Genomic DNA, 18,616 nt, shown 5'->3' with positions numbered 1-18,616 from the left:
CAAGTTTCCACTGCCCAAATAAAAGGCTTATTGACGGTGCAACATCTCAGTTTTTACCGACTTGACTGACGTTTATGCCGCTGGTTTATATTCCGATATATCAGTTTTTAGTCAGCAAATAAATTGCTGTTTTAAAAATTAATACTGGCCGCCATGGCGGTTCGGATCATTTGCCGTTAATTACAGATTTGGTCATTTGAAGGGATGATTCGATATTTTCTAACAAATTATTGATTAACTGTATCTGATATTGCTGAATATTGGTCTGTAGCGGCTCTTTGCTCTCTTGAAAACAGATAACTTTTTCGGCGATTTCCTTGTAGTGTTGCAGCATGGAAAAAGTATCGGTACTGAAGCGAGCGAGATAGTTTTTAGCAGCCTCGCTGCAAATTTCCGTTACTTGATTTAGATAAGCTTCTGACGATTCAGGCGGATTTTCATACCCCGTTCTTTTATTCAAAATATAGCTAGCACCGCCGACTACTGCGGCCCCCACAGGCCCGCCCAGCAGCCAACCTAAGCCAGTGGCGATCGCCACTGGAGCCACTTCGCCCTCGATCGACTTTTGAGCTGGAGGTGGTGGCGGTTCCGGTAAGGTGACTTGTGGGGATGGAGGAAACGAAATCAAAAGTGCGATCGGCTGTTCTTTGTCAAAGAATTCGCAAGCTTTATTTACCCATTCTGCGATCGTTTGCTGTTGCTTCAACACCTCTCGCTGAAATTTTAGGTTCCACGCGTCAAAACTTCCTTCCTGGAGCGACAGGGCCATTTCCGATTGATAGCGCTGCAAAAGTGTCGGCTGGTAAAGCCAAATCTCGAAATCGGAAACGCTGGCGTGAAAGCCTTTTAATATCAATTTTTCTGCTTTTTGTTTAATTTCAATTTTGTCTTTGTGCTTTTTTTGAGCTGCAGCTATTTCTGCAGCGACAGTTTCAGCTTTGGTTCGGAGAGATTGGCAAATTTTAGTAGCTATAGTTTCAATTCTGGGCAATTTAACTGCTAGTTGTTCCTGTTGAGCTGCCACAATACTTTGCAAAGCCGATTCAAAGCTGGCAATTCCTGTAGTTTGGGCGGCCGCCACATCTCCTTTCAGCCTCGCCCTCAAAGCCGGCAAAGCATCGACGCGGTAGATATTGCTGATATTGTTCGGCAAGTTGGAGCGAAAACTTTCGGCAACAAACAACAACCGATTGTATACTTGTTTTTGCTCGTCTGGTTCGAGTAGATTGAGAAAATTGGCAACAAAGAGTACAGTGTTGATGTTGCGATCGCTCAACCAATCTCTTAAGTTCTCCCGTTCCCCTAAAGTCATCAATTTGCGAGCATCTAAAACCTGCACAACCAAATCAGCCGTTAGCAATTTATCCCGAACCAAATTATCCTGTTCTTCGCGGTCATTGGTTCCCGGCAAATCCAGCAATTCCACACCCGTTTTCAGGAATGGATGGGGACAGTAAACATTCACGGCGCCCACATCATCCCGCATTTGTCTGGCGTCGTCAAGGATGGCGTAGCGTTTCAACACATCAGTCCCCGGTTCGCTAACTTCCGTGCCGTCTTTCAGGGTAATTTTGGCGCGCAATTCCTCGCCGTAGTTGACATAAATGGCAGCACCTGTAGTGGGCACGAGGTCGATCGGCAAAGCACGATTTCCAAGCAAAGCATTGAGCAAAGTTGACTTGCCGTAATTAAACGGGCCAAAGACAGCAATTTGAAAAGTGGGTTTGGCGAGGTAGTCGCAGATTGAGGTTGTATCTCGATAAAGTTGGGAGTTTTTGTCAAGTTCGAGAATACCGAGTGCTGATTGGAGATTGTGGGTCAGGTTTTGATAAATTTCGGATTGTTGCATATTGTTGTTTTATTTCATTTAGCGGCTGCTAGGAAACCTTGATATAGCGATTCTATACTCTGCGATTGGGCAGAAACATCAGCCTCCAATTTTTTCAACCGCTCAGATTCAGCCTGACAATTAATCTCGCGAGATTCCTTTTGTTCCAGCAAATTATCTAACTCAGCTTTCCGAGAATTAATATCAGCATTCATCCGATCGCTCACTTCCCGCCCGTAAACATCAAAACACTCTTTAACAGCATCGTGAATCGGCTGCCACTGCTCTTGAGCCACCTGCGGCAGATATTTCACCAGCTCTTTTTTCGCCGCTTTTACCAACTGTTTGCGAGCTCCGTCTGCTTGCAAAACCCCAACACCCATCCCCAACAAAGCCAAGTACAGCGGCCCTAAAACAATCCCCGTCAAACTAGCAAGAATCGTACTAACGCTTAACACAGTGATTAAATTAAGCAGGATATTTTTCCAATCAAAACCCGCTCCTGCCATTGCTACGCCCGCCAGATTTCCGGTCGTTAACGAGAACAATCCCATCGCCCATTTTGCCCAAGCTGGCGAGTTATCTTCGTTCGAGTTACTGACTGCTGCGGGTATTTTTTGCCCGGTTAGTTTTTCGGTAATTTTTTCAGTCACTTTCGTGTAAGATGCTCCGTAATTTGCCGCACTTTGCGATAGCTGCGAAAAGGCTGAATTCATCTCTTGTTCTGCCGTGAGAGTCCAAGCTGCTAGTTTGTCGTTGATGTACTGTTCTAATGCTTGTCTGAGCGATGCTTCAAAGGCTTCTCGCTTGCCTTGGCTGAAGAAATCCAGAAAGCTCAGCTCTGGTTGATACCGCAAAAAGTCTGTTTCAAAGGTATTTTCTAATTTGAGAACGTAGGTGCGGAAAGAATCTGCGATCGCCCGCGATTTACTATCTCTAACTTCGATAATTTCTTGTTTAAATTCATCGCGAATCTGAGTCAGCTTTTTAAACTCTGGCTCGACTGAATTAATTTTTTCCTTCAACTCATTGACATCGCGATCGAGTAATGGTAATCGCCGTCCCACAGCTTCGCGGACGCGAGCAGAAATTTGACGCGCCAAAGTCCTCGCCGGACGCAATTGGGAAATCGCCCTTTCCTGGGTCAAAAACGTATTCAGTGCCGCCATAAACTCGGGAAAACCAGTTCCTGCCAAATCCGCATCCGGGTTTTTGATCCGCAGCCTGAGCGCCTTAATTGAGGTAATTGCAAAGACTCGCTCCTCGTAAATATCGTGTCCTTCTGTTAAACAATATTCTGCTAAATTAGCTTGAAAAACCCGCCGCAGTTTCCCTTCTGCTTCTGCCAATTCTTCAGGATCGTCTGGGTCAATCAAACTTTCCCGCACCTGATCCCAAGCATTGATCAGAAAGAAAACGCTCAATCCGCGATTTTTGATGTAATTTTCTAGATAGCGTCTTTCCCCCATTGTGCAAGGCTGAGTTGCCCTGAGCACAAACAAAATAGCGTGGCAGTTGTTGATGTAACCGAGAGATAATTCGTTGCGGGCTTCTGTATCGTTTAGTCCGGGACTGTCTACTATTTCTATGCCTTTTTCTAGCAAAGGTAAGGGATATTCTACTACGGCGCAGTCGATATCTGGAAATGCTGGTTTTTTTTCTGATTCTAGGCGTTTGGCTTCAGCGGGGTCAATTGTGTAGTTTTCTTTAAAACTTTTAAAATCTAGCTGTTTGGGGCTTTTGCCGTCATTGAAATAAACGGTAACTTTTTTTTCTGAACCGTAGCGCAAAATCGTCAGCAAAGCTGTACAGGGATTTACGTCGCTGGGCAGTAAGTTTTCGCCGATTAAGGCATTGAGAAAAGTGCTTTTGCCACGTTTCATGTCGCCTAAAACTAGCAGCCGAAAGACTCCTTGACGTAAGTTGTTGCTGGCGAGATTGATGTCGGCGCTGTCCGTTTCTAAACCGAGTTTCCCTGAGGCTGCTGCTGCTGCTAATTCTGAGTGGTTGATGGCTGTGGCGATGTTGCTGAGGCGATCGGCAATTTCTCGGCGGACTTCGGCTACTCGCTCTAAATCGTTGAGAAAGTTGCTAGTTTCTACTTTAAGGTTCATGGCTGTTTCCTGAGAGTTTCCTGCTTGGGGTTTTCAAGTTTTGTCTTTGGCAAAAAACATTTTGTAAGCAATCAAAGCAATGCCTCCCACTATCACCGCAGTTGCCAGCCAAGATGCTATGCGGACTGCAACGACAACAGCAATGACAATGCCTGTAAATTGAGCTACGGCTATAATTTTTCGGCGCCACTGTTGGAGTTTGCCTTCTTTAACTTGGCTGTCTGGTTCTTCGTACTTGCTTGTTCGATATTCTGGCACTGAGCGGTCGATTTCGGCTTCTAGTTCGCGGAGCCGAATTTCTTGTTCGCGCTTCCGCAGCTCTTGTTCTTTATGCCTGAGTTCTCTTGCTTTTTTATCCGGAGAGTTCATAACTTTTACCTTGTTTCCACTGGACAAGTGTGTTGTTTATTGTCTATATTGCGAAGCGATAAGTTTTCTGGGTTCTAAACGCACTCTTACCAAAGAAACCGGTTTTTTTTACGAAAAGACGCATTGCAGCCGGCAGATTGGGTAAAAAACCCGGTTTTTGAACCCCCATGCGTCCAGGACTATTTCAACAACTGTAACTCACATTTTCCGCCGTGTCGAGAAATGTTAAGAAATTTAAAAAAGGGATTTGGACCAATTAAGCGGAGATCCCTAGACTTGTCGCTGCACACCATCAATATCCTTCGGGGCCGATGGTAGTGCGATCGCACTCAGCTTCCGACAAATCAACCAAGCGCGATCGAAATAAGTTGCAGCCCGCTAATTGAGCTTTGGTTAACTTTGCTTTCTGCAAATTAGCTCGGCTCAAATCCGCATATCTCAAATCGGCATTCGTCAAATCTGCATTGTACAAATCTGCCCCTTGCAAATTAACTTTCTGCAAATTGGCACCTTGTAAATTGGCGTGGCGCAAATTGGCTCTGGATAAATTGGCTCTTGATAAATTTGCTTCCGACAAGTTAGCTTGATAAAGTTGAATGTCGCCCAATTCAGCATCTTGCAAATCAGTTTTATAAAGATTGGCTTCAGTCAAATTTCCGTAGGGCAAATAAGCTCGTCTCAGAATGCTACCCGAAAGATTTATTTCCGCCAAATTTGCTTGAAACAAGTTATCTTCACTTAAGTCAACGGCGTTAAAGTTTCGCTTGCCCTCAGCATACTGAGCCAGCAATTCCTCAGCGCTTAGCTTTTGCATTTTCATCCTTTTATGAGGACAGCTATTGCAGCCAATCCATAACAGTAATTAATGGGTATTAATTTGTGTATTTATACTTAGGCATTATTTTATGTTAAGCTTGTGTAACAACAATCTCATTTTTTCTAAGATTTTTTTTATATTTGTAAAATTCTGCCTAGCTCGACCAGTAAGCGGTCGGTAATGCCAAGATCGATCGAGAAACCAAACTCAATCATTTACTGAAATATGCCAGAACTTCCTCCCTCCATTGCTCAGCACTACCACGAACGGACAAAATACGATCCTGAAACCATTGCTGCCAAAAGCAAACAGCTAGATTGGACAGAGCAACCTGTGCCGTTCAAAGAATATAAAATTGGAGCGTATTTTGACCTCAAGCCTTATTTAAAAGACCCCTCGGAGGATTCCGATGCCGATCCCGATGCCGGTGGATGGCATCGGTTGTCCAGCTTGTTGCTGTGCAGCTACGGGTTGACGGCGAAAGTGCAAACGGTAGACGACAGCTACCTGTATTTGCGATCGGCACCGTCGGCGGGCGGGCTCTACCCAGCAGAGGTTTATTTAATCTCCCGCGGCACTGCGCAGTTGCCGGCGGGACTTTACAACTATCAGTGCCGAACTCATTCACTTGTTCATTTTTGGGACAGTCAAGTTTGGCCGACCTTGCAAGCAGCTTGTTTCCAGTCGCCAGCGCTAGAAAATACTCAATTGGCGATCGCCATTACCACTGTTTTTTTCCGTTCTTCTTGGCGTTACGAAGACCGAGCTTATCGGCGAATTTTCCTAGACACCGGTCATTTATTGAGCAATATCGAATTAGCTTGCGCCGTCAACGATTACCGACCTCACCTGATTGGAGGATTCGCCGACGAAGCTGTCAATCAATTACTGTACATCGACTCGGAGCAAGAAGGAGCAATTTGTGTAGTTGCTTTAGCCGACTTGCTAGATATTGACCAAAACTTGCCTAAATTTAAAACAGCTTTGCCCGGAAACACCACGACAGATTACCCGCAAATTTCCGAAGGTCAACTGTTAAGATACCTCCACAAAGCGACGCATTTAGAATCCGATCCTACCGGAGCGGACGGCTGGAAACTTGATGAAAGTGAAGGGGAATTAGACGATAAATACAACTTTCCATTTTGTACTAAAGTTTCGACGGTCACTCCTTCGATTCCTTGGGGAGTGAACCTGGAAACTTTAGAAAACACTATCCTCAAAAGGCGTTCTACCCGCGGTTATACAGGTGCTTCTTTGAGCTTGGGCGAACTGCTAGCTATGCTCGATTTTACTTACCAGCCGCAGCACTATATCGACCAAGGATTAGACGGTTCTCCCGACTATTTCGATCTAAGTTTGATCGAGACTTTTATTGCTGTTTCGGGAGTGACTGGGTTAGAAGAAGGCTGTTACTATTACGCTCCGAAAGCTCAAGAATTGCGGCAAATTCGGTTTAAAAATTTCCGCAGGGAGTTGCATTTTTTGTGCTTGGGGCAAGATTTGGGCAGAGATGCGGCGGTGCTGTTGTTTCACACGGCGGATTTGAATAGGGCTGTAGCAAAATATGGCGATCGAGTTTACCGCTATTTGCACATGGACGCGGGTCATTTGGGCCAGCGGTTAAATTTAGCAGCGATTCAACTGCGTTTGGGTGTCAGCGGTATCGCGGGCTTTTTTGACGATCGCGTCAATGACGTTCTCGGTATTCCTGGGAGTGAGGCTGTGCTTTATATTACAAGTCTGGGAAGACCTCGATCGTGAGAATCAGTCAATCTATTCTAGATTTGAGATTTGAGATTTTAGATTGAAGAATTGGCGTTGCTGATTTACGGTAGGAACGGCTCAATCTGCAAAAAATGAAACAAGCGAGTCATATCAATTCTGGCAGTCAGGTCGGAATGATATCAAATCCTTGCTTCAAGAGTCGGGCGTCAAGTCGAATCAAGCTGGTCGCAACAAATAATTAGCGCAATTTTCATTTTTTTGACCCGCGCGTCAACAGTCAACCGTCAATCGATTTTAGATTTGAGATTTGAGATTTTAGATTGAAGAATTGGCGTTGCTGATTTACGGTATGAACGACTCAATCTGCAAAAAATGAAACAAGCGAGTCAGTCAATTTTCTGAATTTTCAAGTTATAGCGGTAAGGTGCGCATTGCCAACCTGCAATATAGAGGTTTTACATAAGTCCTGCCATTGCTATTTGCCAATGCAAAACCTGCTAAATATTCTGTCGAGCACTGATTCTGTCACTTCTTCGCCCGTAACTTCCCCCAATGCTTGAATTGCACCGCGCAAATCTATTGTCCAAAAATCTAAAGGCAATTTGTTGCTGATAGTATCCGTGCATTGTTCCAGAGAAATTTTGGCTCTGGTTAAGGCAGCTGCTTGCCGCTGGTTGATTGCTAAGTCTGAGTTTGCTGCTTGCAATTTTCCCCCGCTGACGGCCTCTAAAATTGCTGTTTCTAAGTCTGCTATGCCTCGATCGAGGGCGGCGGCTGCGGCAACTATTGGGTGAATTTCTGAGGAGAACGGTAGTTCGGGGATTGTTTTTACTAGGTCAATTTTGTTGATAATTATAATTAGCTGGCGGTGCTTTACTTGTTCGTAAATTTCCGAATCTTCCTCTGTCCAACCAGATTCCGCATCAATTGTCAACAAGACTAAATCGGCTTGTTTTGCTGCTGCGCGCGATCGCTCAACGCCAATTTTTTCTACCTTGTCTTCGGTTTCTCGAATGCCGGCAGTATCGAGCACCTGCACCGGAATGCCGCCGACAACTAGCTGCGACTCTACCACATCCCGCGTCGTACCGGGCAAATCCGTGACGATCGCCCGATCGCTCCGGCTCCACGCATTCAACAAACTCGATTTTCCCACATTCGGCCGTCCAACAATCGCTACTTTCAAACCCGTTCTCAACAATTCTCCGCGATCTGCCGTCGCCAAAATTGTTGACAATTCCGCCAAAATATGATTTATTTCCAAACAGGTTTTAGCTTCATCTAAAGGCGGCAAATCTTCCTCAAAATCAATTCTCGCCTCAATTTCTGCCAGCACGTCCAAACAAGTTGCTCTCAATTTGCGGATTGGCTGCGCTAATTTTCCCTGCAAGCCAGCCAAAGCACTTTGTGCAGCAGCCGGCGATTTTGCTCCCACCAAATCTGAAATACTTTCAGCTTGAGTTAAATCGAGCCTCCCGTTCAAAAAAGCCCGCAGCGAAAACTCTCCGGGTTCGGCCAATCTCGCCCCATGTTCCAAACACAACTGCAAGACTTCTTGCACGGCGATTATACCGCCGTGACAGTGAAATTCTACCACATCTTCGCGAGTAAAAGAACGCGGCGCTTTCATGATTAACAATAAAGCTTCATCGACTAATTCTTGAGTTTTGGGGCGACGGATATGACCGTAAAGAATGCGGTGAGACTCCCAGATTTGCCGTCCTGGGGCGCGAAACAGAGTTTCGGCAATTTTTAAGGCTGCGGAACCGGAAACTCGCACAATGCCGACGCTGCCTTGTTGGGGAACTATGGCAGTGGCGATCGCTGCGATCGTTCCTCCTTTTGTTAGTGATTCAGACATTTTTATTATTCACACATTCAAAAGTTTTCTCAATCTCCTGTTTTTGAGGATCGGGCAATTGCTTCTCGGTCTTCGAGAGTATAAATAAGAATGTTCCTCATTCAAAAAATTAAAATACCCGCTAGAAAAGGGCAAGCTGCACGAGTTTCCTGGTCTAATGGTAGGGGATATTTGGTAATATATTTCCGGCGATTGCTAATTGCTCGTCTGCCCAGAGAGACAAGATAACTTGAATTAGGGATTCAAGCAGTTGTACGTTCATTAGACTGACCTCCGGCTTAGTTGTTAAATTATACATATCTCATTGACAGGATAAACAATTTCAGCTATTTTTTTTTTAAAGATATTAGAAGACCGCGGTCGCCGTGCTTGACGGGCGAGCGCCAATCCGATCGCCCCGGCAGGCCAGTCAGTCGATTTGAGAGTTGAGAGTTGAGATTTGAGCTTTACTCCACTAATGAATCTGGGAGGTTGAACAAGAGTCTAAAATTTGGGGCGGCTCACGACTCCTGTAGGAAACTTGTATCCGTATTTGGGCGGGAGTCACGGCTCTATCGAACTTAAATTACTCCGCTAAATATTTTGCCTATCCGGATTTCATGCAATAATGGGACATTAACAGGGTAGAGGGCTATCGCATGATTGGTCAACTTCTAGACAGACGTTACCGCATCATTAAAGTCACAGACTCAAGTGAGGTGGGAAAAACTTATCTAGCAGCAGATACTCACCGTCCCGGGTATCCGCAATGCACGGTTAGAGAAATGCGGCTTCCCGGCACAAGTTCGCAAACTCCAGAATTAGTCAAAGTTATATTTCAACGAAACGCAGAAATAATTGAGAAATTGGGAAAACACGACAAAATCCCCGAATTATTGGCGTATTTTGAGGAAAATCAAAGTTTATACTTAATAGAAGAATTTATTGCCGGAACACCTTTAAGTCAAGAACTAAAACCCGGTGAACCTTGGGCTGAAGACAAAGTAATTGCTCTGCTATCAGAAATATTAGAAATTTTGGTCTTCATACACCAGAATGGTTTCATTCACCGCAGAATTCAACCAGACAGAGCTATCCGGCGCGAGTCAGACGGCAAATTTGTATTGGTTGACTTTAGCTTAGACAAAGAAATTAACCCGGAAGTCGCTAATTGTAATTTGTTGGCCCAAACCTCCCCGCACTCTGTTAAACGGCATGAGGCAAAAAAACAGGATTTGGGGTCCCTTGAGTTATACGTGCCGATCGAGCAATCGATGGGCAACCCCCGTTACAATAGCGACATCTACGCTCTAGGTACGATCGCCCAGCTTGCGGTGACGGGACTCTCACCCAAGAAACTGAGTGCCTTAAAAAACAACAAAAGCGAAATTCCCTGGCGAAACCAGGCAACTTGTTCGCCTGCCCTAGCAGATATTATCGATCGAATGGTGCGGCCCGACTGCGAGGAACGCTATCAGGAGGCCGCCGAAGTTTTGGCAGACCTCAAACAAATCGCCGTAAAATGGGAGGTTGAACCGCCGCCAGCCACAATCATCATGGACGCTATGAGTAAACCGTCGAGACAGCGCCAAATCAGACTGCTACTGTTGGCTGCAACAGCCTCCACTTTAATCTTGACAGCACTCATAATTTACTTGTGGCAGAGTCAAAGTCCGGCGAGGGCAAGAGAATTGTTAGCGCGCGGCGTAGCCAAGGCGCAGCAAGGGGACAAAACAGGTGCGCTCGCTGATTATACCCAAGCAATTGCCATGAATCCCAGCGATGCGGAAACTTACTACAAGCGAGCCAACACTCGCTACGACATGGGCGCCACCGAGCAAGCAATACAGGATTACACGCAAGCAATTAAAGTCGATCCGGGCCACACCAAAGCCATCTACAATCGAGGTCTGGCCCGTCTCGAGAGCGGCGACAAGCGGGGGGCCGTGGAAGATTTCACCCAAGTAGTGCGACTCAATCCCAGCGACGGTGAGGCATACTCTCAGCGGGGTTTAGCCTACTACGATCTGGGCGACTACCGCACGGCAATAGAAGACTACACTCAAGCAATTCGGCTCAACCCCAACGATGCTACAGCTTACAGCAATCGGGGTTTAGCTCGCTCCTCCGCAGGGGACAAAACAGGCGCAATGGCAGATTTTACTCAAGCGATTCAAATTAGTCCCAAACAAGCTGGCGTTTACTACAGTCGCGGTCGATCGAGATTTAACCTGGCAGATTATCAAGGAGCGATGGAGGATTATAGTAAGGCGATCGAATTGGAACCAGAGCTAGCGGATGCTTATACCAATCGGTGCAGCACTTACTTAAATTTGGCAACCTACGACAAAGCGATTGCAGATTGCACCCAAGCAATTCGCCTCGATCCAAAAGATGAAGCAGCTTACAACAACCGCTGCATTGCTTATCTGAATTTAAAACAATTTCAAAAGGCCAGCGAGGATTGCAGTTTGACGATCGGACTCAACGGCAACAATCCCAAAGCATACAGCAATCGAGGATTAGCTCGATCGGCTTCGGGAGACAAGCAGGGGGCTGTGGAAGATTTTACTCAAGCAATTCGCCTCAATCCCAGCGATGCAGTAGCTTACAGCAATCGCGGTACTATTTACTCAGAACTAAAAAATTACCCTTTAGCGGTTGAGGATTTTGCTCAGTCGCTGCGGCTCAACCCCAACAATGCTAGCGCTTTTTACAGCCGAGGCCTCGTCCGCCGCCAACTCAAAGACCGTGCTGGGGCGATCGAGGATTTTCAGAAAGCTGCAACGCTGTTTCTAGAACAAGGAAGAGCCGATGGTTTCCAAAACGCACAAGCACAAATCAACGATCCTAAATAAGCTATTAGTCATCAGTCATCAGTCATGAATCATTAGTCATGAGTCATTAATCATGAGGAAAAATGAAGAATGAAAAATGAAGCAGGAAGAAGGAAGAAGGCAAAATCACCAATCACCAATTCCAAATTTCCCATCACCAATTCCAAATTTCCAGTCACCAATTCCCAATTCCCAATTCCCGATATGAACATGGTTGGTCAACTTTTAGACAGGCGTTATCGCGTAGTGCAAATTCTCAGTTCAGGAGCTTTCGGACAAACTTATTTAGCCGTCGATACTCGCCGCCCGGGCAACCCTCAATGTGTAGTCAAACAACTGCGCCCTCCCAGCAACACTTCCACAGTTCTCAAAACCGCTTACCGCTTATTTAAGCAAGAAGCAGAAATATTAGAAAAGCTGGGAAAACACGCTCAAATTCCCTTCTTGCTCGCTTATTTTGAAGAAGCAAATCAATTCTACCTCGTCGAAGAATTTGTGCCCGGACACGCCCTAAACAGGGAAATTGTGGCAGGTCAACCTTGGCGGGAAGAACGAGTGCTCGATCTGTTGGAAGAAGTGTTACAACTTCTCGCCTTCGTACACTCTCAGGGAGTGATTCACCGCGATGTTAATCCCTCCAACTTAATCCGCCGCAAACCAGACGGCAAATTAGTTTTAATAGACTTCGGCTCGGTTAAAGAAGTCGCCAATCACGTCAGCGAGTACGATACAGAATTTCCGCGCACCATTGCTACTGGAACTCCGGCTTATATGCCGATCGAACAATTTCAAGGCAACCCGCAATTTAGCAGCGACCTCTATGCAGTCGGGATGATGGCAGTCCAAGCTATCACGGGTTTGCCCGGTACGGATTTGCCAAAATTGCAAGATCCGAGTCCTTCTCACACGGGGGAAATTATGTGGCGAAACAGAGCTCAATGTTCTGTGGGGCTAGCAAATATAATTGACAAAATGGTCTGTCACCAATTTAGCCAACGCTATCAATCTGCTGAGGAAGTGTTGGAAGCTATTAGCAAGTTGAAGCACCGCCAAGAACCGGGAAATAAGGCTCAAAATAAAAGTATTTCTCCGAGCTTAGTGTCTTCAAATACTGTTGCGTTACGTTTGGGAAATCGGTTGTGGTGGCTGATTTTGTCTGGCTTCGGGGCGGCAATAGTTCTGGCATTTCTGTTTAATTATTGGAGCCGCCCGAATCCGATTAAAGCTAAGGAATATTACGAGCAGGGAGTAAAAAACTCTGGCAAGAAAGATGCGGCGGCAGCTTGGCAGTCTTTTAATAAGTCAATTCAATTGAATCCTAACAATGCGGAGAGTTTTTATGGGCGGGGGAATGCTAATTATGATTTACAAAAGTATCAAGACGCAATTGGCGATTATTCTCAGGCGATCGCTCTCAATCCTAAATATGTTGCGGCTTATTTTAACCGAGGGCTAGCCCGTCACGATTTTAACGACAAGCGCGGGGCGATAGAGGATTACACTCAAGCTTTGAATCTCCAGCCCAATGATGCTGATACATATTATAAAAGAGGAGTTGCTTATTTAGAACTGCAAGATTACAAGGCGGCTATTCAGGATTTTAACGCAGTAATTCGGTTGGAGCCGAACCTTGCTAAAGGTTATCATTCGCGGGGGTTGGCTCGCGCTGCCAGCGGAGATTTGCAGGGGGGCATTGGAGATTATACTGAAGCAATTAAACTCGCTCCTCAGAATGTTGATGCTTTCTACAGTCGGGGGAGAGCTCGCTTTCACCTAGGAGATTATCAGGGAGCTTTGGCGGATTATTCTCAGGTAATCGCGATCGATCCCAAGAGTGGAGATGCTTACGCTAATCGTTGCAGCACGCAGTTGAATTTGGGAGCGCATCAAGCGGCAATTGACGATTGCACTCAGGCAATTTCGCTGAACAATGAGGATGGGGTTCCTTACAACAATCGCTGCATTGCTTATTTAAATTTGAAGGATTATCCGAAAGCAATTGCCGATTGCACTCAAGCGCTGAAAGTGAATCCGAATGATTATAATGCTTTTAACAATCGTGGTTTAGCTCGGATCGCAGGGGGTGACGCCCAGGGGGCGATCGCAGATTTTACAGCAGCAATCGCGTTTAATCCCAACAATGCTGAAGCTTACGCTAATCGGGCTAAGATTTACCAGCAGTTAAATAATTACAATAGTGCGATCGCAGATTACGTCCAAGCTATTCGGATCAGTCCGAATTATGCTGCTGCTTACTACGGTAGAGGCCAGGTTCGCCGCTCATTGGGAGACAAAGCAGGAGCGATTAGCGATTTAGAAAAAGCCGGCAAAATGTTTCTCGATCAAGGACTTACTGGCGGTTACAAAGATGCACAATTTGAGATTGAAAAACTCAAGTAGTCATTAGTCATTAGTCATTAGTCATTATTTCTCGGTATTATATTTCTTATGTGGCAGATTTTTATAATCTCAGATTGCTCCGGGGCGGGATCACCCTAATCTTTAATACCAACAGAAAATGCTGGTGAACCCGCCCCGGAACGCTATTAATGCAAGCTATTATTAATCAATTTTCTGGGTCTTGAAGTCGTTTAACCAATTCATAAAATGGTTGCCAATTATCCTCAATAGCTATGGACTCCCAAACAGCCTCAATCGTCGGTCTCAACAGCGATTGTTCGGGATTGTGCCGGAGCAACCTGACCGCCATTTTGTCCATATCATCCGCCGAAAAACTTTGCAAAACGTGATAATAAAACTGCCGCCAAGGTGCTATCAAGTCCCGCGGTTCTGCCTCAGCAAAAATTTGACTAGCATCATCTCGCCAAGTGCGATCGAACTGTCTTCGCAGTTCAAAAAAGAAATCGTGATACTCAACTTGAGACTCCGCCAGCATTTTAATTGTCACCTTCAACAACTCATCTCCCTCCGCTTCTGGCAAATCCTCAAATCCCAATCTATTGAGCATCAACTGCCGATAAGCTGCATTATAATACTCGCCGAACTTTGCCAAAGCAGCATCCATATCAGCTTGAGGAATCGCCGCTGCTAGCGGTTCCTGGAGCTTCTCTAAATTACCCTTACAAATAAACGGTTGATTGCCGTAACAATAAAGACCGTAATAGTCAAAATAAGCGGCTGTAAATTCCGGCTTGTAAGTTGGGATAAAAGCGAAAGGCCCGTAATCAAAACTTTCTCCAGTAATCGACATATTATCAGTATTCAGCACAGCGTGGCAAAATCCTGCCGCCATCCACTGAGCTACTAATTCAGCGACTCGCTGGACTAAATCTGCATAAAATAGCGCATACTTTTCCGGCGCCGAAAAACCAGCCTTGCTTGCTTCTAAATGCAGTTCGGGATAGTAATATTCAATAACAAAATCTAAAAGTTTTTTAATTAAATCCGGGCGGCGGATATAGTGCAACCTTTCAAAAGTTCCAAACCGGATGTGAGAATGACTGAAACGTATCATTACGGACGATCGCGTCGGAGATGGTTCGTCGCCTCGCCACAAAGCCTCCCCAGTTTCAACTAAACTAAAACAGCGAGATGTCCGCACTCCCAATCGGTGCAAAGCTTCCGCGGCTAAAACTTCGCGAATTCCGCCTTTGAGAGTGAGTCTACCGTCACCGCCCCGCGAGTACGGAGTGCGGCCGGAACCTTTAGTGCCGAAGTCGTAAAGTCTGCCGTCAGTGCCGCGAACTTGGCCGTATAAGAAGCCTCTACCGTCGCCTAAATTGGGGTTATATGTGTTGAATTGATAGCCGTGATAGCGAAGTGCCAGAAAGGGGCGGACGCAGTGAAATTCGCCGAAAGCTTCGATAAAATGTTGGTCGGTTACTTGTGCGGGGTCTAAACCCAATATCGGCAATAATTTGTCATTGCGGAAGCGGAGAATATGCTGCGGAAATTCGGCGGCAGCGACTTCATCAAAATAGTCGCCGCCGAGGGATTCGAGGGCAGGTTCGTAGTTGAGGGAAAGCAAAGGATTTGACATTTTTCTATTTTATCTTGAAATTGGCGATCGCTCCAAATTATATACGGGTAAAGTGCGCGCTGCATTGGTGTCAACAATCGCCTCAAACCCTTTATATTTCTCGTTTATAGCCGATTTCGATCCCCCTCACATCCCAGGGCTGTTTCATGCTCAAACTTGAGCTCTGCTAAAATTTGAGCATGAAACATTAATTTTTTCCTCAATCTCGAAAAAATTTTACGGTCAATTTTATTGATAGTTGAATTAACCGTTTTCCTGGCTACAAATGGGGTTGAAGGCTTAAATTTTAAAAATTTTAGTGGGATTCACCAGCTTATATAGCGGTTCTCAATAAAATGAGGTACACATCGCTCGCAACTGATGCCCTATGCCCTATGCCCTATGCCCTATGCCCTATGCCCGCGAGAGCACCTCATGTTACTGACAAAGGCTATATACCTTTTTCCCTATTTAAAATTGGTCAACACCCCGTAAATCGCCCAAATTGCCATCGCCCGCAAATAGTGACTCGCCCGAAAAGTCCCCCCCGCCGTAATCGCTTCCGGCGTGCGAAACTGCAACCCATTTTCATAAATCTGCTTCACCACCGCATCCGTCAATTTAAAAGCTTTCTCCTCCATCCCCATCTGTACCAAAAAAGCAGCCAACCCAAAATTAATCCCCGTCCAAACTTCTAAAGGATGAGTTGCATTGGGGTTTTCCGGCGAACCGTTCAGCATTACCCCATTCGCCGCACCGAACTCTCCCTCATTGAACTTCAAAAAGCAAGAATCGTACACAGTTTCTAGAGCACTGGCTGCACATTCTGGCGGCACAATATCCGGCAATCCTAACAGTTTCGCGTAAAATTGACCGCACAGTTGGTCCGCCATCACCACTTCGGAATTACTCTCGCTGTCCAAACGGTAATATTGACCGTTCCACAGTTTTTCTTGATAGCTCGGTCTTGCTTGTAGCAGCCAACTGTGATATAGTGCTATCTTTGCTTGAGGGTTAGGAATTATCTGCGGTGCTGCATATTCCAAGATTTCGCCGATCGCGATCGCAGCCTCCAGCGCCGCCAACCACAAACCCCCGCAATAGGCACTTATCCCCCGCATTTGCCAGTCATCAAAGGTCTGATCCGGTGCTCCGGAATTCTCGGGAATTCCGTCCCCATCCTCATCAAAAGTTTTCAGATAAGCCAAAGCCTCAACAATGGCCGGCCAACACTCTTGCAGAAACTCACAATCTGTGCCGCCAGTCAACAGGAAATCCCGATAAACCTGCAACACAAAATCGCAAGGCAAATCCTTCCACAAATTGCAATCTTGATAGCTAGTATAATTCGTTTTCTCCCAAGGATGTTCGTTAGGAGCACCCAAATCGTGGGGCGTCGCACCGACAGCTTTTCTAATAGCCGAAGCTTGATTCCAGCCAATAATTCTCGGCGTATCGTCTCCGGCAGAAATTGCCCTAGCGAAGGCTAAAACCACCGACTTTTCCAAATCAGGCCACAGCATCAACAAAGCAAAAGAACCGTAAAGCCGCACGTCCAAACTTTCGTACCAGCGGTAATCAATGCACTCCAAAACCGCAAATTGACCCTTGGGGTCGCGTTCGTCAGCCGCACTCCACAGAGTACCGCCGTCTGTGAGGGCGTATAACTCGTTAAACAAAGCCATTTTAAAACTGTCTGACAAATCTTTCCGTTCTAAAATCGGTTTTTGCCAAGCTTCAATATTTTCGCGCCAAGTATCGGAATGCTTCATTGCAGTGCGAATAATCGGCCAAGCATTTTTGCCGTTGCGGCCGAAAAAATCCGTATAGCGGCGGTAGTACCACACTCCCGATGCAAACTCAGTAACTGGCAAATCCCAAGCTATAATAAAGGGAATTTTGCGAGTTTTTCCCGGTCGAACAGTAAAGCGAACTGCGATCGCACAAGCCAACTGTTCTCCTGCGGCTGCGGCTGTCTCGTCTTTGTCATCCAACAAGAAACCTTCAGCAGAAAAGTTGCGCCAAATATCGTCGCCATTCCCCGCCGGGTTCCAGCGAGTTTGATAGAATACTTCTACCGCTGGATTAGTAATAGTTGCGATCGCCCATTGTCCATCCCCCTCTTGCGGTTCCTCCTCAGCAGTCAACCGCGTCATCACGCAACCGATTCGGTGAAAATCTTCCACCAACAAATTCAAATTGCCGGCACTTTCTCCCCACCGGTGTTGATAGTCATAAAATGGACTACCATCATCTCGCACCATCACTTTCGGCGACTTATTGGCATTAGTAAACCAACCGACAATATTCTGCCAAGTCAGCATGATGCTGAGAGTAATCGGCGCATCTGTAGGATTGTGCGCTACCCATTCAAACATGGCAACTGGGTAACTGCTTTCCTGATAATTGTTCGGCAAAATTGGCGAAAATTGCTCGCAGCTTAATTGAGCATGAAATACATTTTCGTAAACAAACCAACTGCGCGGATATAAAGCATGATAAGTACCCGAAGAATTAGACTCTTCCCCGGTTCTTTCTTCTTCTTCCCTTCTTCCTTCTTCCTTCTTCCTTCTTCCTTCGCAAGGATACCAATTCCAACTAGATAAACTGCCATCGGTAGGCGGTTCAGTGGACAGTGCAAAAGCTTGTTTCTGGCCTTGAGTTTCTTCAAAAACGCTGAACTGACAGGCGGGCAAACTGCGAAATATGTGCTCGCCACCGTCAATGTGCCAGAGGTTGAAATCGCCGCGGGACGATCGCCCGATGCAGCCGGCACCGAACCCGCCCAGAGGCATTCCGTGCCATGGCCCGTCATCGAGATTGCTTGCGTAGCGGACTGTATAGGGATTCTCCCAACCGAGGCCGATGGGACGTTTCCAGGTGTACGGGGGGATGTTTGGAGTAGATGTGCGATCGTTATTCATGTCATCAATTTTAGCGCTCGATCGAGCTTGACAATTTTTTTATTTAAGTTTAAACTTTTATCGCTCGAACAAATCCCGATTTTTCCGAAGATTGTTGACTGGTGATTCTTGACAATCAAGCAATTGGTTTCAGGTTTGCCTGCTTCATCAATTCTACAATCTCAAATCTCAAATCTAAAA

At 45.9% G+C, this 18,616-nt stretch carries 10 protein-coding genes; 3 read left to right on the top strand and 7 right to left on the bottom strand.

Annotated elements, in window-relative coordinates:
* Positions 1–166: 166 nt before the first annotated feature.
* The 4 genes from QUB56_RS19480 to QUB56_RS19465 form a co-directional block, all read right to left on the bottom strand.
* The gene (locus QUB56_RS19480; protein ID WP_332957384.1) at positions 167–1,849 is read right to left on the bottom strand and encodes a dynamin family protein; all 1,683 of its coding nucleotides are present in this window, start codon (positions 1,847–1,849) and stop codon (positions 167–169) included.
* A gap of 14 nt (positions 1,850–1,863) precedes the next feature.
* On the bottom strand, positions 1,864–3,942 hold the full coding sequence (locus QUB56_RS19475; protein ID WP_332957383.1) for a dynamin family protein: 2,079 nt from the start codon (positions 3,940–3,942) through the stop codon (positions 1,864–1,866).
* A gap of 33 nt (positions 3,943–3,975) precedes the next feature.
* On the bottom strand, positions 3,976–4,311 hold the full coding sequence (locus tag QUB56_RS19470; RefSeq protein ID WP_332957382.1) for a hypothetical protein: 336 nt from the start codon (positions 4,309–4,311) through the stop codon (positions 3,976–3,978).
* A 292-nt stretch (positions 4,312–4,603) separates the two neighbouring features.
* Entirely contained in the window at positions 4,604–5,125 is a 522-nt protein-coding gene (locus tag QUB56_RS19465; RefSeq protein ID WP_332957380.1) for a pentapeptide repeat-containing protein, read from the bottom strand.
* A 228-nt stretch (positions 5,126–5,353) separates the two neighbouring features.
* Between QUB56_RS19465 and QUB56_RS19460 the strand changes: the two genes are divergently transcribed.
* On the top strand, positions 5,354–6,892 hold the full coding sequence (locus tag QUB56_RS19460) for a SagB/ThcOx family dehydrogenase (protein WP_332957379.1): 1,539 nt from the start codon (positions 5,354–5,356) through the stop codon (positions 6,890–6,892).
* 439 nt (positions 6,893–7,331) lie between these two features.
* On the opposite strand, the gene mnmE is transcribed toward QUB56_RS19460, so the two are convergent.
* The gene (gene mnmE, locus QUB56_RS19455) at positions 7,332–8,717 is read right to left on the bottom strand and encodes a tRNA uridine-5-carboxymethylaminomethyl(34) synthesis GTPase MnmE (protein ID WP_332957378.1); all 1,386 of its coding nucleotides are present in this window, start codon (positions 8,715–8,717) and stop codon (positions 7,332–7,334) included.
* Between the two features lie 638 nt (positions 8,718–9,355).
* Between mnmE and QUB56_RS19450 the strand changes: the two genes are divergently transcribed.
* Complete coding sequence (locus QUB56_RS19450) at positions 9,356–11,554, top strand: tetratricopeptide repeat protein (protein ID WP_332957375.1); 2,199 nt, start codon at positions 9,356–9,358, stop codon at positions 11,552–11,554.
* Between the two features lie 189 nt (positions 11,555–11,743).
* Positions 11,744–13,933, top strand: coding sequence for a tetratricopeptide repeat protein (locus QUB56_RS19445; protein ID WP_445243374.1), 2,190 nt, complete (start codon positions 11,744–11,746; stop codon positions 13,931–13,933).
* A gap of 166 nt (positions 13,934–14,099) precedes the next feature.
* On the opposite strand, the gene QUB56_RS19440 is transcribed toward QUB56_RS19445, so the two are convergent.
* Both QUB56_RS19440 and QUB56_RS19435 read right to left on the bottom strand, forming a co-directional pair.
* Positions 14,100–15,533 (bottom strand): protein adenylyltransferase SelO family protein, encoded by a 1,434-nt coding sequence (locus tag QUB56_RS19440; RefSeq protein ID WP_332957371.1) that lies wholly within the window; start codon positions 15,531–15,533, stop codon positions 14,100–14,102.
* Between the two features lie 446 nt (positions 15,534–15,979).
* Positions 15,980–18,436: a GH116 family glycosyl hydrolase gene (locus QUB56_RS19435; RefSeq protein WP_332957368.1), complete on the bottom strand. Its 2,457-nt coding sequence runs from the start codon at positions 18,434–18,436 to the stop codon at positions 15,980–15,982.
* Positions 18,437–18,616 lie beyond the last annotated feature (180 nt).

The sequence above is a fragment of the Microcoleus sp. AR_TQ3_B6 genome (assembly GCF_036702785.1).
GTDB lineage: Bacteria > Cyanobacteriota > Cyanobacteriia > Cyanobacteriales > Microcoleaceae > Microcoleus.
This window is presented reverse-complemented; position numbering and strand designations above follow the sequence as displayed.

Coding starts and splice junctions, on each gene's coding strand:
- QUB56_RS19440 (WP_332957371.1), bottom strand. CDS start 15,533: ATGTCAAATCCTTTGCTTTCCCTCAACTACGAACCTGCCCTCGAATCC.
- QUB56_RS19465 (WP_332957380.1), bottom strand. CDS start 5,125: ATGCAAAAGCTAAGCGCTGAGGAATTGCTGGCTCAGTATGCTGAGGGC.
- QUB56_RS19445 (WP_445243374.1), top strand. CDS start 11,744: ATGGTTGGTCAACTTTTAGACAGGCGTTATCGCGTAGTGCAAATTCTC.
- QUB56_RS19460 (WP_332957379.1), top strand. CDS start 5,354: ATGCCAGAACTTCCTCCCTCCATTGCTCAGCACTACCACGAACGGACA.
- mnmE (WP_332957378.1), bottom strand. CDS start 8,717: ATGTCTGAATCACTAACAAAAGGAGGAACGATCGCAGCGATCGCCACT.
- QUB56_RS19450 (WP_332957375.1), top strand. CDS start 9,356: ATGATTGGTCAACTTCTAGACAGACGTTACCGCATCATTAAAGTCACA.
- QUB56_RS19480 (WP_332957384.1), bottom strand. CDS start 1,849: ATGCAACAATCCGAAATTTATCAAAACCTGACCCACAATCTCCAATCA.
- QUB56_RS19470 (WP_332957382.1), bottom strand. CDS start 4,311: ATGAACTCTCCGGATAAAAAAGCAAGAGAACTCAGGCATAAAGAACAA.
- QUB56_RS19435 (WP_332957368.1), bottom strand. CDS start 18,436: ATGAATAACGATCGCACATCTACTCCAAACATCCCCCCGTACACCTGG.
- QUB56_RS19475 (WP_332957383.1), bottom strand. CDS start 3,942: ATGAACCTTAAAGTAGAAACTAGCAACTTTCTCAACGATTTAGAGCGA.